Here is a 22,846-nt window from a genome sequence, read left to right as displayed (position 1 = left end):
AGTACAGTGGGCGCGTGACCCAGCAACTGACCCCCGCCGCCGCCTGGTCCCGCCTCCAGGCGGGCAACGACCGCTTCGTCGCCTCGGACGTCTCGCATCCCAACCAGGACGCGTCCCGCCGCACGGCCCTGGTGAACACGCAGAACCCGTTCGCGGTGATCTTCGGCTGCTCCGATTCGCGCCTCGCCGCCGAGATCATCTTCGACCTCGGTCTCGGTGACGTCTTCGTGGTGCGGACCGCGGGCCAGGTGATCGACGACGCCGTCCTCGGCTCGCTCGAGTACAGCGTGAGCGTGCTCGGCGTGCCGCTGATCGTGGTCCTGGGCCATGACAGCTGCGGCGCGGTGACGGCCACCATGCAGGCCGTCGACTCGGGAGAGATGCCCACCGGGTTCCTGCGTGACCTCGTGGAGCGGATCACACCCTCGGTGCTCACCGCGCGGCGCGACGGGGTGACGGACCTCAACGAGACGGTCATCGAGCACACGAAGCAGACCACACAGCGTCTCGTGGACAGTTCCCGGGTGATCGCCGATGCCGTGGGGCGGGGAGAGGTGGCCGTCATCGGCGTCTCCTACCGCCTCGACGAGGGCAAGGCCGTGCTCGTGTCGGGATTTGGCGCACCGTAACGCGAACGGCGAGAATTGCGGCATGACTCCAACGCCTGCAGCCAGTCCTGATCCCAGCTCCCCGACCGGCGCGACGCCGGGTACGGAGGATGCCGTGGAGTACCGCATCGAGCACGACACCATGGGTGAGGTGCGCGTCCCGGTCAATGCCCTCTACCGCGCCCAGACTCAGCGCGCCGTCGAGAACTTCCCCATCTCCGGCACCACCCTGGAGCGTGCGCACATCGAGGCGCTGGCCCGTATCAAGAAGGCCGCCGCCACGGCCAACGCCGAGCTCGGTGTGCTCGACGAGGAGCGCGCCAGGGCCATCGAGGCTGCCGCCGAGGACGTGGCGTCGGGCCGGTACGACGGCGACTTCCCGGTGGACATCTACCAGACCGGCTCCGGCACGTCCTCGAACATGAACGCCAACGAGGTCATCGCGACGCTCGCGACCCGCGCGCTCGAGGCCGCGGGCAGCACGACGACGGTCCACCCGAACGACCACGTCAACGCGTCCCAGTCCTCCAACGACGTCTTCCCCACCTCGGTCCACGTGGCCGCCACCTCCGCACTCGTCAAGGACCTGGTCCCGGCGCTCACGCATCTCGCCGAGGCGCTCGAGCGGAAGGCCGCCGAGTTCAGCACCGTCGTGAAGTCCGGCCGGACCCACCTCATGGACGCCACCCCGGTGACGCTCGGGCAGGAGTTCGGCGGCTACGCCGCGCAGGTCCGCTACGGGATCGAGCGCATCCACGCCTCGCTCGCGCGCGTGGCCGAGGTGCCGCTCGGCGGGACAGCCGTCGGCACGGGCATCAACACCCCCGCAGGCTTCTCGGCCCGCGTGATCGACCTGCTCGCCGAGGACACCGGTCTCCCCCTGACCGAGGCCCGCGACCACTTCGAGGCCCAGGCGAACCGCGACTCCCTCGTCGAGATCTCGGGGATGCTGCGGACGATCGCGGTCTCACTGACCAAGATCCACAACGATCTCCGCTGGCTCGGCTCCGGCCCGAACACCGGTCTCGGCGAGATCGCCCTCCCCGACCTGCAGCCTGGCTCCTCGATCATGCCGGGCAAGGTCAATCCGGTCATCGCCGAAGCGGTCATCATGGTCTGCGCCCAGGTGGTCGGGAACGACGCCACCGTCGCGTGGTCGGGCACCAACGGCGCCTTCGAGCTCAACGTGGGCATCCCCGTGATCGCCCGCAACGTCCTCGAGTCGATCCGCCTGCTCAGCAACTCCACGCGGGTCTCCGCCGACCGCATGATCGACGGCATCACCGCGAATGTCGAGCGGGCCCGATTCCTCGCCGAGGCGTCGCCGTCGATCGTGACGCCGCTGAACAAGTACATCGGCTACGAGAATGCAGCGAAGATCGCTAAGAAGGCCGTGGCCGAGGGCCTGACCGTCCGCGAGGCGGTCATCGCCCTCGGCTTCGTCGAGCGGGGCGAGCTCACGGAGGAGCAGCTCGACACCGCCCTCGACGTGCTCTCGATGACCCGACCGCCCCAGGGCTGATCCCGGAGCTTCCATCGAAGGGGTGCGCCGCTGCTGCGGTGCACCCCTTCTCTGTACCACAAGGATTTGCACCTTGAATCACATAGTGCAAATATGTACTTCATGCCTGACAGTGCAACAACCACGGAACCGGGACTGCGTGAACGCAAGCGCCTCCAGACCCGGTCCGCCCTGGTCTCGGAGGCCAGGGCGCTGACGCTCGAGGGCGGGCTCACCGGATTCACCGTCGACCAGTTGTGCGAGCGGGTGGGCATCTCGCGCCGCACGTTCTTCAACTACTTCTCCGCCAAGGAGGACGCCGTCCTCGGTCATTCCGAGGACGGCCGGCCGGAGGAGGCACTCCTCGAATCCTTCCTGGCGTCGGGCGGCGCCGAGCCGCCCGTGCCGTTGCTGGAGGCCCTGACGCTCCTCTTCTCGGACTTCGGGGACAGGATGGCCATCTCCCGCGAGGAGTACCGCACCCTGTCCGCCGTCCTGCAGCGCGAACCGCAGCTCCTCGCGAGGATGTTCGCCCGGGCCGAGGCCAAGGCCCAGCTCCTGACCGATGTCATCGTCGAGCGGGAGGGCCTGCCCGCGGACCATCCGATGCCCCGCGTGGCCACCTTCGTCCTCGGCGGGCTCGCCCGCCGGTCCCTCGACGAGTTCTTCGCCGAGGGCAACACCCACACCTACGCGACGGTGTTCCGCCGGAACATCGATGCGTTGCGCCATCTCTTCCCCCTCCAACCGATCGAGAACCAGGACCCCGCATGAGTACGACGACGGCGCCGGACGGCCCCCTCCTCCTGACGCAGAAGCGCATCTGGATCATCTTCTCGGCGCTCATCGCCGGAATGCTGCTCTCCAGCCTCGACCAGACCATCGTCTCCACCGCCATGCCGACCATCGTCGGCCAACTCGGCGGCGTGGAACACCAGGTGTGGATCACCACGGCGTATCTCCTCGCCACCACGATCGTGATGCCCATCTACGGCAAGTTCGGCGACATCCTCGGTCGCCGGAACCTCTTCCTCTTCGCCATCGCGCTGTTCACGGTCGCCTCCATCGCGTGCGCCTTCGCCACCGATTTCTGGGCCTTCGTGATCTTCCGCGCCATCCAGGGCCTCGGCGGCGGCGGACTGATGATCCTCTCTCAGGCGATCATCGCGGACATCGTCCCGGCCAACGAGCGCGGCAAGTACATGGGTCCCCTCGGCGGCATCTTCGGCCTCAGCGCCATCGCCGGCCCCCTGCTCGGCGGGTACTTCGTGGACCACCTCACGTGGAACTGGGCCTTCTACATCAACATCCCCGTGGGGATCGCGGCCTTCGCGATCGCCTGGTTCACGCTGCGCCTGCCGTCGAAGAAGGCCACCAAGCGCATCGACATCGCCGGCGTCGTCCTGCTGTCCCTCGCCACCACGTGCCTCATCTTCTTCACCGACTTCGGCGGCGACGCCGCCGAGGGCTGGACGTCGCCGCTCACCTGGACCTTCGGTGCCGGCCTGGTCATCGCCGTCGTGGCCTTCGTGCTGGTGGAGCGCCGCGCCGAGGACCCGATCATCCCGCTGGAACTCTTCCGGAACCGTACCTTCGTGACCAGCACGGGCATCGGCCTGACGCTCGGTCTCGGGATGTTCGCCGCCCTCGCGTTCATGCCCACCTTCCTGCAGATGGCGTCCGGCACCTCGGCCGCCGTCTCGGGGCTGCTCCTCGTGCCGATGATCGTGGGCCTCATGGGCACGTCCATCTACTCGGGCATCGCCATCTCGCGCTCCGGGCGGTACCGGAAGTACCCCATCATCGGCGTCTCCGTGACCCTTGCCACGCTGCTCTGGATGTCCACGCTGACCGCGAGCACACCGATCTGGATCATCTGCACCATGCTGTTCTTCTTCGGCGCCGGACTCGGCCTGATCATGCAGGTGATCGTCCTCGTCGTGCAGAACTCGGTGGCACCCACCATGGTGGGTGTCGCGACCAGCACGAACAACTACTTCCGCGAGGTCGGCGCGTCCCTCGGCGTCGCCGTCTTCGGCGCGATCTTCACCAGCAGGCTGTCCGAGCGCCTGAACGGGACGTTCTCAGCGTTCGGCGCGAGCCCGGAGGCGGCCGGCCAGGCGACGTCGACCCTCGATCCCGCGGCCCTGAACGCCCTGCCCGACCAGGTGCGGAACGCGGTGGTCAGCGACTACGCGGAGTCCCTGGCGCCGGTGTTCCTCTACCTCGTGCCGTTCCTCGTGATCGCCCTGGTCCTGGCGCTCCTGCTGCGGGAGATCCCGCTGTCCGCGACCTCGGGCATGGTGGCCCGCGGCGAGGCCATCGGCGGCGAGGAGGCCGTCCGGCTCGAGCGTGAGCGACTGGCGGGGGTGGCGGCGTCGAGAACCACCGCACCGCACGGGCCGGACGTACCGGATGCTCCTGCCCCGCTCACGGACCCGGCGGGCGCGCCCCACCGCTCGGACCCCTGACACGCATGAGGCGGCGCCGCCCGGCGCCGCCTCATCAGGACACGAACCGGGTTCGGCCGTCGAAGTCCCCGGCGCCCAGGACGAGGGCCCTGTGCCTCGGATTGAGGTCCGGCAGGTCGTCGAGGTGGAACCACCGCACGTCGAGTGACTCATCGTCGTTGACGCGCGCCTCCCCGCCGATCGCTCGGCACCGGAAGTCGAGGTTCAGGAAGGTGCAGACGTCCCCGTTCGGGAACGTGATGGGCCCGACGACGCCGGTGTCCAGCAGGTGCTCCACCTCCACGAGGACCCCCGTCTCCTCCTCGACCTCGCGGCGCAGGGCGACGGCGGGTTCCTCCCCCGGATCCACCATGCCCGTGATGATGGTCCACGCCCGGTTGTCGGCGCGCTGGCCGAGGAGGACCCGGCCGTCGCCGTCGAACACCACGCCGCCCACGCCGGGGAGCCAGAGCGGATCATGGCCGATCTTGCTGCGGAGGGCGAGGACGAAGTCTGGAGTGGGCACGGCTGTCAGGGTAGTACAGCCAGCGCGAGCGCCGTACCCGCGACGAGGAACGGACCGAAGGCCACCGTGGAGCGCAGCGTGGCCCTCCGGGTGACCACGAGGACAAGGCTCCACGCGCCCCCGAGGAGGAGCGCGAGGAACGGACCCCACCACACCGCGGCCCAGCCCGCAAAACCCAGGTAGAGACCGAGCAGCCCGGCCAGCTTGACGTCGCCGAAGCCCAGTCCCTGCCGGTACAGCAGGTGCAGCGCCCCGAAGGCCAGCCAGAGCACGGCCGCCCCGCCGAGCATGCCGAGCACCCGGTGCCACTCACCCGCGCTCCCACCGGCCGCTGAGAGCAGGAGGGCCGCCGCGGGGTAGGACGGCAGGACGATGCCGTTCGGGAGCCGGTGCGTGCGGCGGTCGATCACGCTCAGGCGCACGCCGACGACCATGAAGGCGGTGAGCGCCGCGACCAGCAGCCCGAAGGCGACGGGCGCGTCCCCCAGATACGCGGCGAGTGCGGTGATCACGCCCCCACGCTACGGGACCGCCCGACGGCGTCGCCCCCTGCCCGCGCACTTGTGGACAGGAGGCCCGCCCCGCCATCACCTAGATCTCGGCGCCCTCGAGGAGTTCCGTCACGAGGGCCGCGATCGGCGAGCGCTCGGATCGCGTCAGGGTGACGTGGCCGAAGAGCGGGTGCCCCTTGAGCGTCTCCACGACGGCGGCGATGCCGTCGTGCCGGCCGACGCGCAGGTTGTCCCGCTGGGCGACGTCGTGCGTCAGGACGATTTTGGAGTTCTGCCCGATGCGGCTCATGACGGTGAGCAGCACGTTCTTCTCGAGTGATTGCGCCTCGTCGACGATCACGAAGGAGTCGTGCAGGCTGCGTCCGCGGATGTGCGTGAGCGGCAGCACCTCCAGCATCCCGCGGTCCATGACCTCCTCGACGACCTCCTGAGAAACGAGGGCCCCGAGCGTGTCGAAGACCGCCTGCGCCCAGGGGTTCATCTTCTCGTTCTCGCTCCCGGGCAGGTGACCGAGTTCCTGGCCGCCCACGGCGTAGAGCGGCCGGAAGACCACCACCTTGCGGTGTTCCCGACGCTCCAGGACCGCTTCGAGGCCTGCACACAGGGCCAGGGCGGACTTTCCGGTTCCCGCGCGGCCACCGAGGGAGACGATCCCCACGTCCGGATCCATGAGCAGGTCGATCGCCAGGCGCTGTTCCGCGGACCGTCCGTGCAGCCCGAAGACGTCGCGGTCGCCGCGGACCAGCCGGATCTGCTTGTCCGCACCCACGCGCCCCAGGGCGGAGCCGCGCGGCGAGAGCATGATGACACCCGTGTTGACCGGCTGCTCGGCGCCGGCCGGCACGAAGACGGCCTCGTGGTCGTACAGGGCATTGACCTCCTCGACGGTCGCGTCGAGCTCGGCGACGCCGGTCCAGCCGGAGTCCTTCACGAACTCGTTGCGGTACTCGTCGGCCTGCAGACCCATCGCGGACGCCTTGACCCGCATCGGCAGATCCTTGGAGACGACGGTGACGGCCCTTCCCTCCACGGACAGGTTCTTCGCCACGGCGAGGATCCGGGCATCGTTGTCCCCGCTGCGGAACCCCACGGGCAGGACCTCCGCCGAGACATGGTTCAGCTCGACACGCAGCGTGCCGCCCTCGTCGCCGAGGGGCACGTCCCGGTCGAGACCGCCGTTCGCGACGCGCAGATCGTCGAGCAGGCGCAGCGCCTTCCGCGCGAAGTACCCCAGCTCCGGATCGTGCCGCTTGCCCTCGAGCTCACTGATGACGACGACGGGCAGGATCACCTCGTGCTCGGCGAACCGCAGGACCGCGCGGGGATCCGAGAGCAGGACGGAGGTGTCGATGACGTAGCTCCGGCGTGAGGTGGAAGCGGAGCCGGTGTCATGCGCCACGTGCGCGGCGGTACCGGTGGTGGGGTCCTGCTGGGAGGTGATCGGTGTGGCCACGTGGACTCCGCTCCGGGGTGGGCACACCCCGAATTCGTAGGGTTGAGGTGGTGCGTTCCGGCCCGGAGGCCGGACGCGGCCTCCCCGACTCGTACGAGATGCCTGTCAGCATCGTCGGCGTCATCAGCGGCCTTCCGTCGACGGTTCTGGGCTGCCGTCGATGGCTCGACCTTACGCCGTCGATCCGCGTGACACAGGTCCTGTCCAGCGTGTCGGAGGTCAAGACCCGGTGAACACTAGGATCCGAAGCGGCGCTGCCGGCGACCGAAATCACGCAGGGCCCGGAGGAAGTCGACGCGCCGGAAATCCGGCCACAGCGCCTCGCAGAAGTAGAACTCGCTGTAGGCGCTCTGCCACATCAGGAATCCGGACAGGCGCTGCTCGCCCGACGTCCGGATCACGAGGTCCGGATCCTGCTGGCCGCGCGTGTAGAGGAAGGAGGAGATGTGCTGGTCGGTCAGTTCCTCGGCCAGGGTCTCGAGCGAGGCCCCCTTGCCCGCGGCATCGCGCATGAGTTCCTTGACGGCATCCACGATCTCACGACGCCCCCCGTAGCCGACGGCGACGTTCACGTGCAGGCCGTCGATGGTCGCGGTGGAGGCCGCCAGGCTCACGAGCTTCGCGCCGAGGTCCTCGGGCAGGAGGTCGAGCGCTCCCACGGGCTGCACACGGACACGATTGCTCTCGCCGAGGCGGTCCAGCGTGTTGGCGATGATGTCCAGGAGCTGGTCGATCTCCTCCTGGGGGCGGCCCATGTTGTCCGTGGACAGCATGTAGAGCGTCACCACGTCGACTCCGAGTTCCTCGCACCAGCCGAGGAACTCGTGGATCTTGTCCGCCCCGGCCTGGTGCCCGTGACTGGTCGGAGCCCCCGCGAGCTTGGCCCAGCGCCGGTTGCCGTCCACCATGACGCCGATGTGGTGCGGGATCCGCTCGGGAGCGAGGTTCCGCTGGAGCCTGCGCTCGTAGAAGCTGTAGCCGACCTCGGGGAAGTTCCACGTCACGCCCGGCTGCCCTCCCCTGGTCCCGCTCCGGTCCGGCCGGAGGCTGCACATCCCGCAGGACGAATCCGCCCCGCGCACCTGTCCCTACCGTACCGGCAGTTGGCTGACAAAGGGCTGCATTCCTGCCGAGCGTGGGGGCCGCGGGCAGGGCTACCGCCGGGTGGCATCAGGCGCGGTGGGCTAGAATCCGGGGATGACCCCGCGCCCTCCGGTCCCTGCCCCAGGCCCCTCGGAACCCGTCGATGCGCGTCCCTCGACCCTGCAGGACACCGTCGCCTCGGTGACCGGTCCGCTCGCCGATGCCCTGGCGACCAAGCCGCTGTGGCGGGGCTGGATCCACGCCGTCGCCACTCCGCTGGCGATCGCCGCCGGGATCGTGCTGATCACCCTCGCACCGACGCCAGGGCTGAAGGTGGCATCCGGCATCTACGCCCTGACGGGCATCCTGCTCTTCGGCGTGAGCGCTGTCTACCACCGCGGCAACTGGAGCCCCGGGGTGAGGGTGGTCCTCAAGCGACTGGACCACACGAACATCATGCTGGTCATCGCCGGGTCCTACACGCCGCTCGCGTGGGCGCTGCTGGAACGCGGCAAGGCCGAGATGCTGCTGTGGATCATCTGGAGCGGGGCGATCGCCGGGGTCCTCTTCAGGAATCTGTGGGTGGACGCACCCCGCTGGCTGTACGTGCCGATCTACGTGGCACTGGGGCTCGGCTCGGTCTTCTACATGCCGGACTTCTTCGCCGCCGACCTCGCGGCCGGGATCCTGATCTGCGTGGGCGGTGCCCTCTACATCGCGGGAGCGGTGTTCTACGGCATCAAGCGACCCAACTTCTCGTTGCGGGTCTTCGGATTCCACGAGCTGTTCCACGCCTTCACCGTCGCAGCCTTCGCGGCGCACTTCATCGCGATCATGCGCGCCGTCCTGCAGCCGGTCGGGGGCTGACCGCTACTACCCCTGGCGGTCGGGGCCGTGCTTCCCGCCGGGCATCGGCCGGTCCGGCCCGTCCCGGCGCTCCGAGGATCCGCCGGCAGGTCCCGCAGCTCCACCGGCGGGCCCGTCGCCAGGTCCGTCGGTGGTCGACGACGGACCCGGCTCTGCAGGACGATCACCGGTGCGTCCGGTGCGCTCCGCGCGCGCCTGCTCCACCTCTGCGGCATAGCGCACGCGGCGGATGCGCTTGACCATGTCCCGGATCAGGAAGATCACCAGCACCACGATGAACAGGGTCGCGAGGAAGCCGAGGGTACCCGGGGTCACCGACGCGGGGTCGAGCCCCGGCCGCAGGGTCGGGTCGCCCGAGGGCGTGGTCGTCGCGGCCAGGCGGAGATCAAGGAACACAGGTACCACTTTCGGAGCTCGCAGCGGGCCGGGGTGATCCGCCGCCTGCAATTCTACGCTCGATAGAAATTCTGCGGGGCCTAGGAGCCGGCGGTGATGCCGGTGAAGAAGTCGTCCTCGGGCAGCTGCGTCTCCACCCTCGAGGTGATCAGCGAATAGTCCTCCCAGGGCCACACCTTCTGCTGCATCTCGACCGACACGGCGAAGAAGAAGCCCTCAGGATCCACCTGCGTGCGATGGGCCAGCAGGGCCCGCTCCCGGTGACCGAAGTAGTCGCCGCAGTCGATCTGCGTGGTGGTGGGGTGGACGGGGACGGGGGGCTGGTGGCCCTCGGCGTCGGCCTCGAGCCACTGCGCCAGGCGTTCCGCGTACGGCGACTGCAGCCCGGCCTCCTCCAGCGCGAAGTGCAGCGCTCGGAAACGCTCGGGGTTGAAGGCGCGGTCGTAGTACAGCTTGGACGTGCCCCACGCCTCACCGGTCCCCGGATAGCGGGCAGGATCCGCCGCGGCCTCGAACGCCTCCACGGCGACACGGTGCGCCATGATGTGGTCGGGGTGCGGGTACCCGCCGTTCTCGTCGTAGCTGATGATCACGTGCGGGCGGAACTCGCGGACCAGCTTCACCAGAGGCGCCGCGGCACGCTCGAGGGGCTGGAGGGCGAAGCACCCGAACGGCAGGTCCGGCAGCGGATCCCCCTCGGGCAGGCCTGAGTCCGTGAATCCCAGCCAGCGCTGCTGGATGCCGAGCTCCGCGGCGGCGTTCGCCATCTCGACCCGTCGCAGCCCGGGCAGATCCCGCTTGCCGCGCGGATCGTCGTTCATGGCGGCGTTCAGGATGTCCCCCCGCTCGCCACCCGTGCAGGTGGCGACCATGACCTCCGCACCTGCTGCGACATAGCCGGCCATGGTGGCCGCACCCTTGCTCGATTCGTCGTCGGGGTGGGCGTGGACCGCGAGGAGGCGGAAGCCCTCGCGGGACACACGGGATTGATCGTGGCTTGGCAACACGTGCTCCTGGCTCTGCGAGTGGGACGGCGACCGGATCGGGACGCCATCGGTGGGCGGTAAAATGGAGGGGTGAGCTCCTCCTATGCGCCACCACCAAGAGTAGCCAATCGCTACGGCACCCCAAAGCCGAGGAAACCCCTCGGCCGCGTGCGGACGCTGGTCGTCGCCGTGCTCCTCGCCGCCGTGGCGGCCGTCGCCGCCGTCGCCCTGACGACGGGTAGCCCCGAGGTGTCCTCCAAGGATGTGGGGTTCGCCCTGATCGGCGACGGACGGGCCAGCGTGGACTTCGAGGTCACCAAGGACCGCGCGGCCACGGCCCAGTGCGCGGTGCAGGTCCTCAGTGAGAACTATGCGGTGGTCGGCTGGACGGTCGTGACCATCGGACCGAACAGCGCGGACGACGGCGCCAACGGCGGCGGCACCACGGCGCACCGGACGGACGTGCGGACGGATTCGCCGGGCGTCTCCGGTGGCGTCAACGCCTGCTGGGTCGTCGAGGACTGAGCTAGAGACCGGTACTTCTTGGGTTCTGGCCCGCCCCGCTCTAGAATGGACGGATACGTATCGCCCCGCTTCACCGGCGTACCGGGCAACCGGTCCCACGAGGCGGGGTGTTTGCTTGCCGGGCGGTGACCCCGTGTCACCGCCGGCGGAGCGACCATGAGCCACGCCGCACCAGGCGGAGGCCGTACCTAAGGAGTTATCCGTGTCCACGAACAGCGCCGCCGCCTGGCTCACGCAGGAGTCCTACGACCGGCTCAAGGCCGAACTCGAACACCTGTCCGGTCCCGGGCGCACCGAGATCGTGGCCCGCATCGAGCAGGCCCGCTCCGAGGGCGATCTCAAGGAGAACGGCGGATACCACGCCGCCAAGGAGGAGCAGGGCAAGTCCGAGGCCCGGATCCGCCAGCTCACGCAACTCCTCAACGACGCGCACGTCGGCGAGGCGCCTGCCGACGACGGCATCGTGGAGCCCGGCATGATGGTCTCCGCCAAGATCGCGGGCGACGTCGAGAACTTCCTGCTCGGAAGCCGCGAGGTCGCAGGCGACACCGATATCGACGTGTACAGCGAGAAGTCCCCGCTGGGTGCCGCGATCCAGGGCACCAAGGCCGGCGACACCGTCACCTACGCCGCGCCGAACGGTAAGCAGATCACCGTCGAGATCATCTCCGCGACCCCGTACGCCGGCTGATCCCCGCGCGCTACCGGTCCGACGCGAAGCGGTCCGCCCCCACCGGGGCGGGCCGCTTCCGTTTGAGCAGGAAGGCCGCGATCACCCCGCCGACGGCCCCGGACAGGTGCGCCTGCCACGAGATGTTCGAGCCGACGGTCGGCAGGACGCCCCACAGGATGGACCCGTAGGCGATGAAGAGGACGACGGCGAGCAGGAGCTGCCTCCAGTCCCGGTTGTAGAAGCCGCGCGTGATCATGTAGGTGAACAGGCCGAAGACGACGCCGGACGCACCGATGGTCAGTCCCCCGCCGAACACCCACGTGCCGAGGCCCGAGACGAGCCAGCTGATCCCGACCGCGACCACGAAACGCCGCGCGCCCTCGAGGAAGGCCAGGAAGCCGAGCACCACGAGCGGGAAGGAATTGCTCGCGAGGTGCTCCACGCCGCCGTGCAGCAACGGGCCGAAGACGACGCCGTCGAGTCCGTCCACCTCGCGTGGTCCGATCCCGAGCGTCCGCACGAGACGGTTGCCGAGCAGGAGATTCAGGAAGAACACGGCCCACATGACGCCGACGAGTCCGAGGACGGTGATCAGGCCCGTGCGGGCGCGACGCGCGAGGAGTGTCATGGTGCCGTCGATCAGCCCTGGATGACCACCGGCTGGAAGCCCTCGGCGCGCAGGTTGCTGAGGACCTGCTCGCAGTGCTCGTCGCCCTTGGTCTCCATGTTGATGGTGATGGCGACGTCGCCCATGCTGATCGACCCGCCCACGCGCGTGTGGTCCACGCCAGTCACGTTCGCATCCGATTCGGCGATGATGCGCGAGATGGTGGCCAGGGATCCCGGCCGGTCGTCGAGCAGCATGCGCACCACGAGGAAGCGTCCCGCCGCCGCGAGTCCGCGCTGGATGACCTTGAGCATCAGCATCGGGTCGATGTTGCCGCCCGAGAGCACGACGACGGTGTTCCCCGGATCGGCTCCGTCCTCGGTCAGCTTGCCGTCGAGCAGGGCCGCCACGCCGACGGCACCGGCCGGCTCGACGACCATCTTGGAGCGTTCCAGCAGGAAGATCAGGGCGCGGGCCAGGGAGTCCTCGCTGACGGTGACGACGTCGTCGACGAGTTCGCGGATGATCGAGAACGGCAGCTGGCCCGGCCGGCCGACGGCGATGCCGTCGGCGATCGTGGAGACCTTGGTGAGCGGGACGAGCGCGTCCGCCGCGAGGGACGGCGGATACGCCGCCGCGTTCTCCGCCTGGACACCGATGACGCGGATCTCGCGGCCCAGTTCCTTCGCCCGCGCCTTGACGGCCACGGCGACGCCGGCCAGCAGTCCGCCGCCGCCGACACCCATGAGGATCGTGTCGACGTCGGGCACCTGCTCGAGGATCTCGAGCCCGATGGTGCCCTGACCCGCCACGACGTCGACATTGTCGAACGGGTGCACGAACACGGCGCCGGTGGAGTCCGCGTACCTCTTCGCCTCGGCGAGCGCCTCGTCCACCGTGTGGCCGTGCAGGATCACCTCCGCGCCGTGCCCGCGGGTCGCCGCCAGCTTCGGCAGGGCGACGCCGAGCGGCATGTAGATCCGTGCGGAGATGCCCAGGCGGGCGGCGGCCACCGCCACGCCCTGGGCGTGGTTACCGGCCGAGGCGGCGACCACGCCGCGGGCTCGCTCGGCCTCTGTCAGCTTCGCCATCCGGTTGTAGGCGCCGCGGACCTTGAAGGATCCGGCGCGCTGCAGGTTCTCGCACTTGAAGGACACCGTGGACCCGGTCAGCCGTCCGAGCGCGCGTGACTGCTCGATGGGTGTGCGCGCGATGACGCCGTCGAGCGTGCGGTGGGCCGCCTCGACGTCGGCGAGCGTGACCGAGAGGGCCGGGACGGCGGCGTCGGGGTGGGTGCGGACGGCGCTGCCGGCGTGGGTGGGGTCGGGCGAACCCGGGGTGCTCGTGCGGAGGGCGACGGTCTGGTCGGTCACGGTGCGGTCTCTTCCTGGAGGAGGGGCGCCTCGGAGGCGCGGGGATCCGGGGTGCTGGCCGGCGCTGCGGGGCTCTCGTGCCCCGCCGTCGCCGGCTCCCTAATCCCGGATCCACCGGTGTACGGTCCGCCCTCCACCGTCACGACCGGATCGTACTCCCAGGCCCGGTGCGCGATGTAGCGGACGGACGTGTTCAGCACCGCGAGGACCGGCACGGAGAACAGCGCACCCGGGATCCCTGCGAGCAGCGTCCCTCCGGCCACCGCGAGGACGACGGCGAGCGGGTGGAGCGCGACGGCGGGTCCCATGATGAGGGGCTGCAGGATGTGGCCCTCCACCTGCTGCACGAGCAGCACGATGGCCAGCATGATCAGCGCGTTCACCCAGCCGTTCGCCACCAGCGCGAGCAGGACGGCGACGGATCCCGTGGCGAGCGCGCCGACGATCGGGATGAAGGAGCCGAGGAAGACCAGCACCCCGAGCGGCAGGGCGAGCGGGACACCGATGATGGCTGCGCCTACCCCGATCCCGACGGCGTCGACGGCCGCGACGAGCATCTGCACGCGGACGTAGCTCGCCATCGACGTCCAACCGCGGCGGCCCGCGCCGTCCACGGCTGCGCGGGCCCTCGAGGGCGCGAGCCCGACGACGAACCGCCAGATACGACCGCCGTCGAGCAGGAAGAAGATCAGGGCGAACACCGTGAGCAGGGTCCCTGCCGCGACGTGCCCCGCGGTCGTGCCGAAGGACAGGGCGCCGCTGAGGATCGAGGCACTGTTGTTCTGCACGGCACCGCCGAGGTCCTGGAGGTACTGGTCGATCTGCGACGTGGTGAGCCGGAGCGGACCCTGGGCCAGGCTGTCGAGCGTCTGCTGGAGACCTTCCCGCGCCTGGCTCCACAGGCTGGCGAACCCGACGGCGAGCTGCTGGCCGACGAGCAGCAGCGCACCGGTGATCACACCGAAGAAGGTGACCAGTGTCGCGCCGACGGCCAGTCCGTTCGGCAGCCGACGCCGCAGGATGTTCTTCAGCGGCATCAGGAGTGCCGCGACCAGACCCGCGATCATGAGGGGTATGACGAGCAGGGAGACCTGGCTCAGCAGGAAGATGAGCACTCCTGCCACGAGGATCACGAGCCCGAGGCGCCAGGACCAGGAGGCGGCGACGCGGAGGGCGAAGGGGACGTCGCTCCGGTCCTCGACACGCCGGGGACGCAGCCCGGTGGGAGGCTGCGGCAGGGGCTCGGGCAGTGCCGCAGCGCCGCGGCTCACAGCACGCTGGAGCACGCGCTGTGGTTTCGCTCCGGGGAGGCGCTGCATGGGGCCAATCCTTCCATAGAAGGCCGGCCCCTCCCCTATTCGAGACCTGGCAGTATGCCCCATGAAGCGGCGAAGGAGGCACCCGGCTGCAGCCACCGGAGACCCTCGCCCGAGTTGAGCGCATCGGCCGGTGCCGTCATGGGCTCGATCGCCACGGCGGTGTCCACGCCCGGGTAGCTGGTGCTGATGTACACGTGGGCGTAGGCGAAGGCGGCCTCGGCCCAGAGGGTGACGCTGCGGCCGTCGGGAGCCGAGAGCACGTGCTCATGACGCTCCCGCATGGATGCGAGGTCGGTGAAGGCGGTGTCGAAGCGGATGTCGCCGATGCGCTGCCCGTGCCGCAGGTCGTACTGGCCGGCGACGGCGACCTTGCCCGTGGGGATGGATCGCTCGTCGGTCTCGAACCGGCTGTCCGCGCGCACCGTCAGCGTCAGGTCCTCGGTCGGTACGCCGGAGATCTTCAGGTAGGGATGCGCTCCGAGTGCGAAGGGAGCGGGGGTGGCCGAGAGGTTGCTCAGGTGCTGGGTCACGGTCAGCTGCTCCTCCGTCAGCTCGTAGGTGGCGCGGTGCATCAGGTGGAACGGATACCCGTGCTGCGGGAAGATCTCCGCTTCGAGGACGGCCCTGGACGGCCCGACGTCCACCGCCCGGTAGCCGGTGTTACGGAGCAGCCCATGGCTCGCGTTGCCCTTCGAGGGCTCCGTGATGTCGAGCCGCTGCTCCTTCCCGTCCAGCATCCAGCGCCCGCCCGCCACGCGGTTCGGCCAGGGCGCGAGGAGGATCCCGCCGCCTCCGGCCGGGATGTCGGCATCGCCCCAGGTCTCCGTCAGCGCGACGCCGTCGTACTCGTAGGAGCGCAGGGCTGCCGCCAGGCTCGCGACGACGACGGTGGCGGGTCCCGACCGCAGGGTGACATTGATGCCGCTGGCGGGTCGGGGCGCGTGCGGGGAGTGCCCGGTCGACGGGTCGGAGACGGCAGCGGAGGTGACGGCGGAGGTGGCATCGGGGGCCGGCGTGGTCATGCAGCGATGCTACTGCGCCCAGTGATCCCGATCGCCCGGCTCTGGTGGTGGCGTCACGCCATATGATAGGTTTTGTTCGTTTCCGTGCGGACTCGTTCGGATGATCGGGAGAGGAAGGACGGGAGGAACAGTCGTGCTCGCAGCGGAACGCCACGCCATGATCCTCGACCGGCTGGTCCGGCGTCCTGCGGTCCGCGTCAGCGGCCTGGCCCTCGACCTCGGCGTGTCGGAGATGACCGTCCGGCGGGACATCGACGTCCTCGAGGCGCGGGGCGCTCTCGTCCGGGTCCACGGCGGAGCCGTCCGCCCGGGGAGCCTGAGTTCCGTGGAGGCGGGCTTCGACGTCAACAGGACCCGTGGCGGGGAGGCGAAGCAGCGGATCGCCGAGGCGGCCGTGTCCCTGCTGAGCCCGGGCATGACGGTCTCGATCACGGGCGGCAGTACCACCTACGCCCTCGCACCCCTCCTGGCCCGGGTACCAGGTCTGACCGTCATCACCAATTCGCTGCCGCTCGCGGACGAACTGCACCGGCTCGACGCCGGAGCGCCGGGCGGGGACCGGCCTCAGGTCCTGCTCTCGGGTGGCCAGCAGACGCCGTCGAAGGCGCTCGTCGGTCCGCTCGCCACGCGCGCCATCTCCTCCCTGCGGGCGGACCTCTGCTTCATGGGGGCGCACGGGGTGGACGCGTCCTCCGGCATCACCACCCCCAACCTCGCCGAGGCGGACACGAACCAGGCGTTCGCGCGGACCTGCGGAGAACTCGTGGTCCTCGCCGACGCCAGCAAGATCGGCGTCGTGAGCCTCGCGCGCGTGGCTCCGCTGAACGCCGCCGCGGTGCTCGTCACCGACCATCCGCCCGGTGACGACTACACCGCCCTGACCCGCATCCTCTTCGACCCCGTCCCCGACCCCGATCCGGAAGAACGCCCATGACCCACATCACCCCCACCCGCCTGTCCGACGGGCGCGAGCTGATCTACTTCGATGCGCGGGAGGAGAGCGCCGCGCGGCACCGCGACGCCGCCGCCGTCCGCGATGCCCGCGGACTCCCGCCGAGAGGCCCGTCCGGCACCGCCCGGTTCGACGCACTGTCCGGCGAGTGGATCGCCGTCGCCGCGCACCGGCAGTCGCGCACGCACCTGCCCCCCGCTGATCAGTGCCCCCTGTGCCCGACGACGCCCGCGAACCTGTCCGAGATCCCCGCCTCCGACTACGAGGTGGTGGTGTTCGAGAACCGGTTCTCCTCCTTCGGCCCCGACCTCGGCCACCTGCCGGACGCACCGGAATGGGGTACGACGACGACGGCCTTCGGCCGGTGTGAGGTCGTCGCGTTCGATCAGGCCCACGAGGGGTCCTTCGGGTCGCTGAGTCCCGAGCGGGCCAGGACCGTCATCGACGCCTGGGCCCACCGGACGGAGGCCCTGTCCGCGATGCCGGGCATCAAGCAGGTCTTCTGCTTCGAGAACCGCGGCGCCGACATCGGTGTGACCCTGCTCCACCCGCACGGCCAGATCTACGCCTACCCGTTCATCCCGCCGCGTGCGGCGACCCTCGCCGCCCGGGCGCACGCGTTCTTCGAGGCTTCCGACGGGACGCAGACCCTGATGGGCCAGGCCCTCGCGGCCGAGCGGGCATCCGGTGACCGCATGGTGATCGAAGGAGAGCACTTCAGCGCCTTCGTGCCGTTCGCGGCCCGCTGGCCCCTCGAGGTGCACCTGGTTCCCCATCGCCAGGTCGCGGACATCGCCGGCCTCACCGGCGAGGAGCGCGACGAGCTCACCACCGTCTACCTCGAACTGCTCGGCCGGCTCGACGCCCTCTACCCCACTCCTACGCCGTACATCGCCGCCTGGCAGCAGGCACCGATCGATGACGTGCTCCGCCCCGCGAGCTACCTGCACCTGCAGCTGACCTCGCCGCGCAGGGCTGCCGACAAGCTCAAGTTCCTCGCCGGCTCGGAGGCGGCGATGGGCGCCTTCATCAACGACACGACCCCCGAGAAGGTCGCCGACGCGCTCCGCGCAGCCACGCCGCTCACGCCGGTTCAGGTATCGGCACCACGCTCTGCACCAGCCCGGAAGGACCAGGCATGACCTCCACACCGCACGACCTCGCAGTTGCCTTCACCGATCGGTTCGGCACGGAGCCGGACGGCCTGTGGGCCGCCCCCGGCCGCGTCAACGTCATCGGCGAACACACCGACTACAACGACGGCTTCGTCCTCCCCTTCGCCATCAACCACTCGACGACCGTCGCCGCGGCACTGCGCACCGACCGCCTGGTCCGCGTCGCCTCGACCTTCGCGCCGGACGAGGCTCCCGTGACCGCGGACCTCGACAGTCTCGAGGAAGGCGGCGTGGACGGCTGGGCCGCCTACCCGCTCGGCGTCCTGTGGGCCATGGAGCAGTCGGGCTACCGGATCCAGGGCATGGACCTCCTGGTGGACTCGTCGGTGCCGGTGGGCGCCGGACTGTCCTCCTCGGCCGCCCTCGAGTGCTCCGTGGCCGTCGCCGCCAATGACCTCGCACACGCCGGCATCTCCCGGCGGGAACTCGCGGGCATCGGGCAGCTCGCCGAGAACCGCATGGTGGGGGCGCCGACCGGCATCATGGACCAGTCCGCATCGCTGCTCGGCGAGGCGGGGCATGCCGTGTTCCTCGATTGCCGCTCCGGCGAATCCCGGCTCGTGCCGCTCGACCTCGAGGGCGCCGGACTGGAGCTCATGGTCATCGACACCCGGGTCAGCCACTCGCACTCGACGGGTGGCTATGCGGCCCGCCGCCGCTCCTGCGAACTCGGCGCCGAGCTGATGGGAGTCCCTGCGCTCCGGGACCTGTCCGTCAAGGACCTCGCGGAGGCCGCGGGGCTGCTGGACGAGGAGACGTTCCGGCGCGTCCGGCACATCGTGACGGAGAACGCCCGGGTGGAGGACACCGTGAGGGTGCTCAGCGAGAAGGGACCCGCGGAGATCGGCCCGCTCCTCATCGCGAGCCATGCATCGATGCGGGACGACTTCGAGATCTCCTGCGCCGAACTCGACACCGCCGTGGACACCGCGCTCGACGCGGGAGCCATCGGGGCGCGCATGACGGGTGGCGGCTTCGGCGGTGCGGCGATCGCGCTGGCGCGGGTCGGTGACGTCACCGCCATCCGGGACGCCGTCGAAGGTGCGTTCTCCGCCGCCGGATTCCGGTCCCCGGTGATCTTCAGCGTGCTTCCCGGCGCCGGCGCCGCGCGGGTGGCCTGAGCAGAGCAGACCCGGTCGGATCCCGCCCGGGAACGACGAAGGACCCGCACCCTCCGGTTGCGGGTCCTTCGTCGTAGAAGAGCGCTTCGGCCCCGGATCTGCCCGGAGCCAGGTGCGTGAGCCTCAGTCGCTGCCGCGGAGGATCGCGAGGACGCGGAGGATCTCGACGTACAGCCAGATCAGCGTGACGGTCAGGCCGAAAGCAGCGGTCCAGGAGTACTTCATCGGCGCGCCCTGACGGACGCCCTCACTGATCGAGGTGAAATCGATAATCAGGGAGAAGGCAGCCAGACCGATGGCCAGGAGACCGATGATCACACCGACCGGGATCCCCGCGATCTCGGCGCCGCGAAGGCCCCAGGGATCGTCGGTGACGTTGAACAGCATCAGCCCGAGGTTCACGAGCGAGAACAGCGCGTAGCTGATCATCGCGATCATGAAGAACTTCATCGCCTTCGGGGTCGCGCGGACCTTGCCGCTCTTGAACAGCGCGAGGGTCACGCCGAAGACCACGAGCGTGCCGAGCACGGCCTGCATCGCGATCCCGGGGAACTGGGCCTCGAGGAACATCGTGAAGCCACCGACGAAGAGACCCTCGAGGGCCGCGTACGCGATGATCAGCGCGGGAGACGGCTCCCGCTTGAAGGCGTTGACGAGCCCGAGGACGAATCCACCGAGGGCTCCGACCACCATGAGGGGGAGCGCGAGCCCGGGCAGGACGAACGCTGGGATCGCCGCACCGACCAGGACGACACCGAGGCAGAGCAGCGTCTTCACGATGACGTCGTCGAACGTCATCCGTCCGGTCTGGGCCGGACCCGCCGACGGCTGGTTGTACATGTGCTCCAGCTGCTGCTGGTTCGCGACCGCCTGCCCGGCATAGGTCGCGGTGCCGAATCCTGCCGCCTGGTTGCCTCGGGTCGCGGAACGGAAGGTCTTTCCGTTGAAGACCGGATTAGCGCCAAGTGCCATGGTGTCTTTGTCCTCCAATAGGGGGCTGCGTGGTTGTTCAACCCTACCAATGGCAACGGTCCGGCCCATTTTTTGTTCCCTCGACGACCGGCACGCCTTCCCGTCGAGCTGCGGAATTACAACAGGAAGGCTCCTTGGTAAAACTTTCGTTACCGAATCGCTACCTTGTCCCGGCACTTTTGCGAATTGCCGAAACATGCCGCTAGTAACATGATCCCCACGTCCGTGACACTCGTCACAACTGTTGCTCCCGGTGCACAGCCGCCGGGTCTGCCCCCACCGTGGAGGTTCCCATCTTGTTCACCCTATCGACGCCTGCACGGATCAGGAGGTCGTTGCTCCTGATGCTCGGTCTCCTGTTGCTCGTGCTGGTCGGCGCCCCCGCGGCGCAGGCGTTCACCCACCCGCCCGCGCACGCGATGAGCGCCACGGCAGTCCATCAGCAGACCCCTACGAGCGTCCAGGCCCAGGAATTCGACAATCGCATCAGCGGGGTGCTGCGCGGCGTCGACGGCCCCATCGCGGACGTCACCGTGACGGCGACCGGCAACGGCTTCGACGGCGAGGCCACGTCCGGTCCCAACGGTGCCTGGAGCATCGGCGTACCCGAGCAGGGGACGTACGAGGTGGCGATCGACGAGGAGACCCTGCCCGAGGGCATCGCCCTGGCGGAGGGCCAGGAGAACCCGCGTGAGGTCACCTTTGCCAACACCTCGAGCGCCTCGACGCTGTTCCTGTTCGGCGAGGGCATCGTCGCGCAGCAGACGCCGTTCCTCGAGACGCTGGCCGAGCGTGCCCTCGCGGGCTTCAGCTTCGGTCTCCTCCTCGCACTCAGCGCCGTCGGCCTCTCCCTCATCTTCGGCACCACGGGACTGACCAACTTCGCGCACGGCGAGATGGTCACCCTCGGTGCGGTCCTCGCCTTCGCCTTCGCGGCGATGGGGCTGCCGATCGCGGTGTCGATCGTCCTCGCGGTCGTCGGAGGAGGCCTTCTCGGCTACGTGCAGGATGCAGGGCTCTGGAAGCCGTTGCGCCGGCGCGGGACGGGCCTGGTGCCGATGATGATCGTCAGCATCGGCCTCGCCCTGGCCCTGCGGTACATCATCCAGTTCTTCTTCGGCGGTGCGACGCAGCAGCTGCCGGGTTCGCAGAGCCCGATCATCGACCTCGGCTCGGTGTCCATCTCCCGCAACAACCTCACGTCGCTGGTCGTCAGCCTCGTGATCATCCTGGTCGTGGCGTTCCTGCTGCTGCGTACGCGCATCGGCAAGGCCACGCGCGCCGTCGCCGACAACCCGGCCCTGGCCGCGGCATCGGGTATCGACGTCGACCGCGTCATCAGGATCGTCTGGGTCATCGGCGGCATGCTGGCTGCGCTCGGTGGCGTCCTGTGGGCCTACTACCGGCCGGGTGTCTCCTACAACATGGGCCAGCAGATCCTGCTGCTCATCTTCGCCGGCGTCACGCTCGGCGGCCTGGGGACGGTCTTCGGCGCCCTCGTCGGCTCCATCATCGTCGGCCTCTTCGTGGAGATCTCCACGATCTGGCTCGAGGCAGACCTCAAGTACGTCGGAGCGCTGCTGATCTTGATTCTCGTTCTCCTGTTCCGGCCGCAGGGTATCCTCGGCCGCCGAGAGCGCATAGGTTAGGGACTCTTCATGGACTTCGGAAACATCCTCATCAACGCCTTCGGCGAGCTGATCAGCCCGACGACGGCGGCCTACGCCCTTGCGGCCCTCGGACTCGCCGTCCACTTCGGCTACTCGGGCCTCCTGAACTTCGGGCAGGCCGGGTTCATGGCCGTCGGAGCCTACGGCTACGCGATCTCGACGCTGACGTTCAACGCGCCGCTCCCGGTGGCGGTCCTGGTGGCGATCCTCGCCTCGGTCGTCTTCGCGATCGTCCTCGGCATCCCGACCCTGCGCCTCAGGGCGGATTACCTGGCCATCGTCACGATCGCCGCGGCGGAGATCATCCGCTACATCGTCACCACCAACGGGCTCACGGACGTGACCGGTTCCGCGAACGGACTCGCGGCCTTCGAGGGCGGCTTCTTCTCCCTCAACCCGTTCTCCCCGGGCACCTACAACGTCGGCCCCCTGGCCATGAACGAGCGCGATCTCTGGATCCGCATCGTCGGCTGGACCGTCGTCATTGTCGCGTGCCTCGTCGTGTGGCTCCTCATGCGGAGCCCCTGGGGTCGTGTCCTCAAGGGCATCCGCGAGGACGAGAACGCGGTCCGCTCGCTCGGCAAGAACGTGTACGCCTACAAGATGCAGGCCCTCGTCATCGGCGGTGTGCTCGGGTCGCTGGCCGGCATCATCTTCACCCTGCCGCGCGGCGCGGTGCAGCCGGCCAACTACGCCACGGAGCTGACGTTCTTCCTCTACACCTGCCTCCTCCTCGGCGGCATGGCCACCGTCCTCGGGCCGGTCATCGGAGCGATGATCTTCTGGGTGGTCCTCTCCCTCACGCAGGGGCTGCTGTACGGCGCCATCGAGATCGGCGCCATCACGTTCCTGTCCAACTCGCAGGCGGGTCAGCTGCGCTACATCCTCGTGGGTGTGGCACTGATGCTGCTCATGGTCTTCAGGCCGCAGGGCGTCCTGGGTAACAAGAAGGAGTTGGCGTTCGCATGACCTCCGACAACGAGCACGGCAATCCCGCACCGGGCGGACCCTCCGCCGGTGGCACCCAGCCCGCCGGCGCGCACGCCGCCGACGCC

The 22,846-nt window shown here is 69.4% G+C and carries 23 protein-coding genes; 12 read left to right on the top strand and 11 right to left on the bottom strand.

The features are described 5' to 3' along the window. The first annotated feature begins 14 nt into the window (after window positions 1–14). The 4 genes from ASF21_RS09825 (at window position 15) to ASF21_RS09810 (ending at window position 4,580) form a co-directional block, all read left to right on the top strand. A complete protein-coding gene (locus tag ASF21_RS09825) occupies window positions 15–629 on the top strand; it encodes a carbonic anhydrase (protein WP_055770173.1) in 615 nt (204 codons plus the stop codon). 22 nt (window positions 630–651) lie between these two features. Continuing rightward, window positions 652–2,130, top strand: a complete 1,479-nt coding sequence (locus tag ASF21_RS09820; RefSeq protein ID WP_082471419.1) for a class II fumarate hydratase — start codon at window positions 652–654, stop codon at window positions 2,128–2,130. 102 nt (window positions 2,131–2,232) lie between these two features. Continuing rightward, a complete protein-coding gene (locus tag ASF21_RS09815) occupies window positions 2,233–2,883 on the top strand; it encodes a TetR/AcrR family transcriptional regulator (protein WP_162237527.1) in 651 nt (216 codons plus the stop codon). Then, complete coding sequence (locus ASF21_RS09810) at window positions 2,880–4,580, top strand: MDR family MFS transporter (RefSeq protein WP_055770168.1); 1,701 nt, start codon at window positions 2,880–2,882, stop codon at window positions 4,578–4,580. Before ASF21_RS09815 ends, ASF21_RS09810 begins: the two co-directional genes overlap by 4 nt. A 34-nt stretch (window positions 4,581–4,614) precedes the next feature. Here ASF21_RS09810 and ASF21_RS09805 read toward each other — a convergent pair whose 3' ends face one another. From ASF21_RS09805 to ASF21_RS09785, 4 genes are all read right to left on the bottom strand, one after another. Next, a complete protein-coding gene (locus tag ASF21_RS09805) occupies window positions 4,615–5,085 on the bottom strand; it encodes an NUDIX hydrolase (protein WP_055770165.1) in 471 nt (156 codons plus the stop codon). 5 nt (window positions 5,086–5,090) lie between these two features. Beyond that, window positions 5,091–5,597, bottom strand: coding sequence for a prepilin peptidase (locus ASF21_RS09800; RefSeq protein WP_055770162.1), 507 nt, complete (start codon window positions 5,595–5,597; stop codon window positions 5,091–5,093). Window positions 5,598–5,676: 79 nt separating this feature from the next. Beyond that, a complete protein-coding gene (locus ASF21_RS09795) occupies window positions 5,677–6,996 on the bottom strand; it encodes a PhoH family protein (RefSeq protein WP_055770791.1) in 1,320 nt (439 codons plus the stop codon). Window positions 6,997–7,286: 290 nt separating this feature from the next. Further along, window positions 7,287–8,054, bottom strand: a complete 768-nt coding sequence (locus ASF21_RS09785; RefSeq protein WP_055770156.1) for an isoprenyl transferase — start codon at window positions 8,052–8,054, stop codon at window positions 7,287–7,289. 193 nt (window positions 8,055–8,247) lie between these two features. On the opposite strand from ASF21_RS09785, the gene trhA reads away from it, so the two are divergent. Continuing rightward, window positions 8,248–9,000 carry a PAQR family membrane homeostasis protein TrhA gene (gene trhA, locus ASF21_RS09780; protein WP_082471416.1) on the top strand — a complete coding sequence of 251 codons (753 nt, stop codon included), beginning with the start codon at window positions 8,248–8,250 and terminating at the stop codon, window positions 8,998–9,000. 6 nt (window positions 9,001–9,006) lie between these two features. Here the strand turns inward: trhA and ASF21_RS09775 are convergent, their stop codons facing one another. Both ASF21_RS09775 and mca read right to left on the bottom strand, forming a co-directional pair. Next, on the bottom strand, window positions 9,007–9,396 hold the full coding sequence (locus ASF21_RS09775) for a hypothetical protein (RefSeq protein ID WP_235498741.1): 390 nt from the start codon (window positions 9,394–9,396) through the stop codon (window positions 9,007–9,009). 80 nt (window positions 9,397–9,476) lie between these two features. Beyond that, complete coding sequence (gene mca, locus ASF21_RS09770; protein ID WP_414826622.1) at window positions 9,477–10,403, bottom strand: mycothiol conjugate amidase Mca; 927 nt, start codon at window positions 10,401–10,403, stop codon at window positions 9,477–9,479. 69 nt (window positions 10,404–10,472) lie between these two features. Here mca and ASF21_RS09765 point away from each other — a divergent pair, with 69 nt between their 5' ends. Both ASF21_RS09765 and greA read left to right on the top strand, forming a co-directional pair. Further along, on the top strand, window positions 10,473–10,907 hold the full coding sequence (locus tag ASF21_RS09765; RefSeq protein WP_235498739.1) for a DUF4307 domain-containing protein: 435 nt from the start codon (window positions 10,473–10,475) through the stop codon (window positions 10,905–10,907). A 202-nt stretch (window positions 10,908–11,109) separates the two neighbouring features. Then, on the top strand, window positions 11,110–11,598 hold the full coding sequence (gene greA / locus ASF21_RS09760; RefSeq protein ID WP_055770150.1) for a transcription elongation factor GreA: 489 nt from the start codon (window positions 11,110–11,112) through the stop codon (window positions 11,596–11,598). Window positions 11,599–11,608: 10 nt separating this feature from the next. On the opposite strand, the gene ASF21_RS09755 is transcribed toward greA, so the two are convergent. Genes ASF21_RS09755 through ASF21_RS09740 form a run of 4 tightly spaced genes read right to left on the bottom strand, consistent with a single transcriptional unit; the run spans window position 11,609 to window position 15,901 of the window. Further along, complete coding sequence (locus tag ASF21_RS09755) at window positions 11,609–12,208, bottom strand: rhomboid family intramembrane serine protease (RefSeq protein WP_055770147.1); 600 nt, start codon at window positions 12,206–12,208, stop codon at window positions 11,609–11,611. 11 nt (window positions 12,209–12,219) lie between these two features. Beyond that, window positions 12,220–13,560, bottom strand: a complete 1,341-nt coding sequence (gene ilvA / locus ASF21_RS09750) for a threonine ammonia-lyase (RefSeq protein ID WP_082471414.1) — start codon at window positions 13,558–13,560, stop codon at window positions 12,220–12,222. Further along, complete coding sequence (locus ASF21_RS09745) at window positions 13,557–14,879, bottom strand: AI-2E family transporter (RefSeq protein ID WP_055770144.1); 1,323 nt, start codon at window positions 14,877–14,879, stop codon at window positions 13,557–13,559. The genes ilvA and ASF21_RS09745 overlap by 4 nt, the downstream gene beginning before the upstream one ends. 35 nt (window positions 14,880–14,914) lie before the next feature. After that, on the bottom strand, window positions 14,915–15,901 hold the full coding sequence (locus ASF21_RS09740) for an aldose 1-epimerase family protein (protein WP_055770142.1): 987 nt from the start codon (window positions 15,899–15,901) through the stop codon (window positions 14,915–14,917). A 133-nt stretch (window positions 15,902–16,034) separates the two neighbouring features. On the opposite strand from ASF21_RS09740, the gene ASF21_RS09735 reads away from it, so the two are divergent. From ASF21_RS09735 to galK, 3 genes are read left to right on the top strand one after another with little or no spacing between them, the layout of a single operon-like run. Continuing rightward, window positions 16,035–16,835, top strand: coding sequence for a DeoR/GlpR family DNA-binding transcription regulator (locus ASF21_RS09735; protein ID WP_055770140.1), 801 nt, complete (start codon window positions 16,035–16,037; stop codon window positions 16,833–16,835). Next, window positions 16,832–17,995, top strand: a complete 1,164-nt coding sequence (gene galT, locus ASF21_RS09730) for a galactose-1-phosphate uridylyltransferase (protein WP_055770137.1) — start codon at window positions 16,832–16,834, stop codon at window positions 17,993–17,995. The genes ASF21_RS09735 and galT overlap by 4 nt, the downstream gene beginning before the upstream one ends. Next, on the top strand, window positions 17,992–19,149 hold the full coding sequence (gene galK / locus ASF21_RS09725; RefSeq protein ID WP_055770133.1) for a galactokinase: 1,158 nt from the start codon (window positions 17,992–17,994) through the stop codon (window positions 19,147–19,149). Before galT ends, galK begins: the two co-directional genes overlap by 4 nt. Before the next feature lie 123 nt (window positions 19,150–19,272). Here galK and ASF21_RS09720 read toward each other — a convergent pair whose 3' ends face one another. Next, a complete protein-coding gene (locus ASF21_RS09720; protein ID WP_055770130.1) occupies window positions 19,273–20,121 on the bottom strand; it encodes a Bax inhibitor-1/YccA family membrane protein in 849 nt (282 codons plus the stop codon). Between the two features lie 344 nt (window positions 20,122–20,465). Between ASF21_RS09720 and ASF21_RS09715 the strand changes: the two genes are divergently transcribed. Next, window positions 20,466–21,770, top strand: coding sequence for a branched-chain amino acid ABC transporter permease (locus ASF21_RS09715; RefSeq protein ID WP_082471469.1), 1,305 nt, complete (start codon window positions 20,466–20,468; stop codon window positions 21,768–21,770). A gap of 9 nt (window positions 21,771–21,779) precedes the next feature. After that, complete coding sequence (locus ASF21_RS09710) at window positions 21,780–22,760, top strand: branched-chain amino acid ABC transporter permease (RefSeq protein WP_055770127.1); 981 nt, start codon at window positions 21,780–21,782, stop codon at window positions 22,758–22,760. Window positions 22,761–22,846: the final 86 nt, after the last annotated feature.

Origin of the sequence: Arthrobacter sp. Leaf234 (assembly GCF_001422665.1) — a bacterium.
Taxonomy (GTDB): domain Bacteria; phylum Actinomycetota; class Actinomycetes; order Actinomycetales; family Micrococcaceae; genus Arthrobacter_D.
Note: the sequence above shows the minus strand (reverse complement) of the source record. Positions and strands in the feature narration are given on the sequence as shown.